This window comes from Pseudomonas sp. SST3, from assembly GCF_003325755.1.
Window position 1 is genome coordinate 1 of the sequence record NZ_QORI02000149.1, and the last position, 3893, is coordinate 3893.

At 45.5% G+C, this 3893-nt stretch carries 3 protein-coding genes and 1 pseudogene; all 4 read right to left on the bottom strand.

Features of this window, described 5'->3' with window-relative positions:
- A partial coding sequence (locus tag DQ405_RS25490; protein ID WP_168426427.1) for a GntR family transcriptional regulator occupies positions 1-488 on the bottom strand: 488 nt, incomplete at its 3' end.
- 139 nt (positions 489-627) lie between these two features.
- A complete protein-coding gene (locus DQ405_RS25495) occupies positions 628-960 on the bottom strand; it encodes a ComEA family DNA-binding protein (protein ID WP_103451717.1) in 333 nt (110 codons plus the stop codon).
- Between the two features lie 1336 nt (positions 961-2296).
- Complete coding sequence (locus tag DQ405_RS25500; RefSeq protein WP_168426428.1) at positions 2297-3079, bottom strand: glycosyltransferase family 2 protein; 783 nt, start codon at positions 3077-3079, stop codon at positions 2297-2299.
- Positions 3080-3316: 237 nt separating this feature from the next.
- Positions 3317-3893, bottom strand: a pseudogene (locus DQ405_RS25505) (O-antigen translocase); the annotation flags it as partial.

Genomic DNA, 3893 nt, shown 5'->3' on the forward strand with positions numbered 1-3893 from the left:
GCAGCGCAGAACACCAGGCGTAACTGGGCGATCACCTGGGCGAAAAACCCGTCGAACAGGGGGCTGGCCATCAACGCAACAATCTGTTGATGGAACACCAGACTGTGGGTGGCCACCGCTCGCCAATCTTCACGCTCACGAGCCAGGGTGGTGGCCTCAATAGCGCTTTGCATACGCCCTGATTGAGCGTCCGTCAGCGGGCCGCTTTGGGCTATGGCCTGCAGTTCCAGCGTGCGGCGGGCTACGAAGAGGTCACGCACTTCCGCCCGCTCCAGGCGCCGAACCATTACACCCTTATTGCGGACGTAGCGAGTAAGGCCCTCCTGGCCCAGACGATGCAGCGCCTCACGAATTGTGTTGCGCGACGCGCTGTACCCGTTGACAAGATCCTTCTCGATTAATGGCATACCTGGCAATAACCGCCCACCAATGATGTCGGTGCGTAGTTCCATGGCGATTTGGTCGGCTAAAGACAGACTGGGTGTCATCACTACCTCAGGATTGTTGAACAATCATTGGGTAGATGTAATCACGTTTCATGCCAATAGCGCTTAAGCGTCTGAAGGCGCAGGCCTCCGACGAAGAAAAGGCCGGTCATTGACCGGCCTTCTAAGCTACCTCACATCCTCAATTGATAACCAACCTGTCGCGATTCTTCTCCAGCAGCGCCTTGCCGATGCCCTTCACTTCCAGTAACTCATCCACCGCCGTAAACGGACCGTTGCTTTCACGATAAGCCACGATTGCCTTCGCCTTGGAAGCCCCAATACCGAACAGATCACGGCGCAGGGTTTCGGAGTCGGCGGCGTTGAGGTTGACCTTGGTGGATTGCTCGGTTTGTGTCATTTGCACAGAAATGGGGGATGGTGCTTCTGGTTTAGCGGAGGGAGCAGCAGTGGCAGCAACCGAAATGCTGGTGAGGAAAGCGAAGAACAGGGAAGAAACATACGTGTTGTACATTGATGAAGCTCCTTAACATCGTTGATGTGAAAGCAGCTATTCCTAAGCTGCTTTATCAATCTAGGCGATGTTGGAAAACTTTCAAAAATGAGAGCGTTACAATGTGTGATCGGCGTAGTGTCAGGGCAACGTTTTGAACGTTTGACATCAAGCGCCTCCCCAATACATATAGGCCGATCGTAGGCCCATTACTATACCCGGGGCCAGAAGCAAGACAAGCAACGCACGTGAGGTCCCCTTGGCGGTGTTTAGAAACATTAAATAAATAAAAGGTATAATTATAAACGCAGGCTGCATGATCCTCATAAGATCTTGGTGAGAGTTAACAGATGTAACCGATAGCCCCAAGAAAAATAGGGCAACGCAAAACATCCTATTCAGCATGGCATTCTCACCACTTGAAAAATATAGATTAAAAAAATTTCGCCAGGCCGATAAAACTATCAAAGCCAATACAAACAAGAACACATACGCATAAACAAACAATCCAGCATTGGTCTCGCTTTCCCAATTGCCGTCACCTGAAACAACTACTTGCTTTAAATACCCAACAACCAAAGACCCCATCAATCCGACAAGCAACGAAATTGCATACTTTGTAGGAATTGAAAGCCTAGGGAAGCGATCAATAAAAATAAATATGAAAAAAAACTACCACCGCCAAAATGCCACTGGAGTAATGAAATAAAATTGACAGGACTACGAATAATACCGCAACAATAAATCGAGAACTCAACATCCCCAGAAATAGCAATGTAAATGCCATGTGAGACCTCCATACCCATAGCACAGAAGCGTAGGAGGGGTACCACAACGAATATATTAAGACTGACAGAAGGACGAAAAACGCAGCTTGAAGGGCGTTTTTTTCAATCTTGCGTGCGGCGCAAAAAAACAAATAACATCAAGAATGCAAATACTAACGACATGGAAGCAAATGCAAAAGACTGCAGATCAACAATAATCGAGTTGAAAACAGTATAGACCGAAAGGTATATACCCAACTCCAACTTACCTGTTTCCTCCGTCAAGGTGGTGGCGAAACCTAGCACATCTTTCTGAAAGCAACTCATTTGTAGAAAAAATAATAAGCCCTGGCATCAGTAATGGTTTCATTATCATTTACGATAACTGAAAACAAATAAGCACAGCCCATCATGAGCATGAATGAGAGCAGCAACATGACAAACGCGGCGAGCGTGGTTTTCCGCACACTTAACATAACTACCACTTAAAAAAAAGATGGATTATACCTTGGTAAAAGCGTATTTCTTTATAGGCACCAAGCGTACACGACAACTTCAAAAAATTACCCAGCGCTTCTTTCTTTCTAACGCTAGCAATATTTTCTAAAACGTGTACATTCAAGTGCTGTGATCGCTGACGTATATTCCGGGCACTCACGGTAGTCCTGCAGAATTTTCATTTGGTGCTCATACATCAAATCTAGCTGCTTGAGGGTGTTCTCGGCGTGCTGCCGATATTCCGCCACCAACTCAGGAAGCGCTTGCAGATACCCGTTCGAAGCACTCGTCAACTTCAACCACATATCCCAATCCTCAACACGCGTATTGGTATTGAAACCGCCTACGCTGCGCAAGGTATCAAGCCTGAGCATGCCTGCGGCTGCCGGCACCTGCGCTTTAAGCATGATAACGTCACGAAAACTATACCTTCCAGACCCGATACGCGTGCTAGTACGGCGACTCTCATCGTCTATCAGGTAAATCGAACCAAACGCAGCTACGCAGTCTGGCTGACTTTCTAGATATTGAATCAGAAACTCAGTTTTTTCAGGCAGGATGCAGTCATCCGACGCCAATGCTGAAAAATACTTACCCTGGGACCATTCAAGAGCCGTATTTAGAGTCGTTGATAACCCTTGATTTACTTGAGCTATATAGGTGAATCTTACAAATCGTTGCTCACAAAGCGGCAAAAGATCTTGAATGAAGCTTCTTGATAAGTCAGAAGACCCATCATCGATGATGATCAGCTCAATATTTGCATAGCTCTGATTTATGACACTTCGAATGCTTCTTTCTACAAATTTCTGATGATTATAAACAGGAATACACATACTAACCAACGGTCCAGCGCTTTCCTTTTCAAGCAACATGCGAACCCCCCAAATACCGTTCAAATACGAAGCAATACATCACAATCAAATAAATTAAATAATTCACTGCGTGCGCGATGGCAACGCCTTCAAAACCAAATACATTGAGAAAAATAATAGTGAGCAGATAGAAACTTAGCGAAAAGACAATCTCTGTAATTACGTAAAGCTTCACCAGGGGCTTGCTTAACATGATATAAGCCAGCAACCAACCGCAAGTTTTAAACAAGTCTCCTACTAACTGCCAAAAAAAAACAAWWCCCGCATTGGAGTAAATTTTTCGGTAAACAGCAGAGCGATGATAAGATCACGCAATACAAAAACGACTAGGCCACCTAATATTACTAGAGGAACGAGTAACTTAAGGCCAGAAAACACTTCTCGTTTTAGTATAGCTTTGTTATTTTCAGCTGAAAGTCGCGGCAGGAAATAAACACTCAAGGTCGTGGTAATCAGTAAAAGATAAGCAGCGCTCAATCGCCACATCGCCTCCCAATACCCCGCTTCCACCCAACTCAAATTTTCTCCCAAATAGTTACGCACCAGAATATGGCTGATCGGTACGCATAAGGCAGACGTCAACGCCATTAGCGTGTATTTAGCTAAATTCGCAGAGGTAGCATAATCAACTTTGCCGAACAGAAACTTAAATTTGAACCATGTCAAGCGGAAGCAAAATATTAAAGTAGCCAAGAAGCTCAGCGATTGATAAATGGCCAACCCAACCAGCGCACCATACAAGCCAAGCTTCATCGCAAGCAGCGCTGTTGCAATGAGCGAAAATAGGCTACCTGATATATTCGCTAAAACGTAT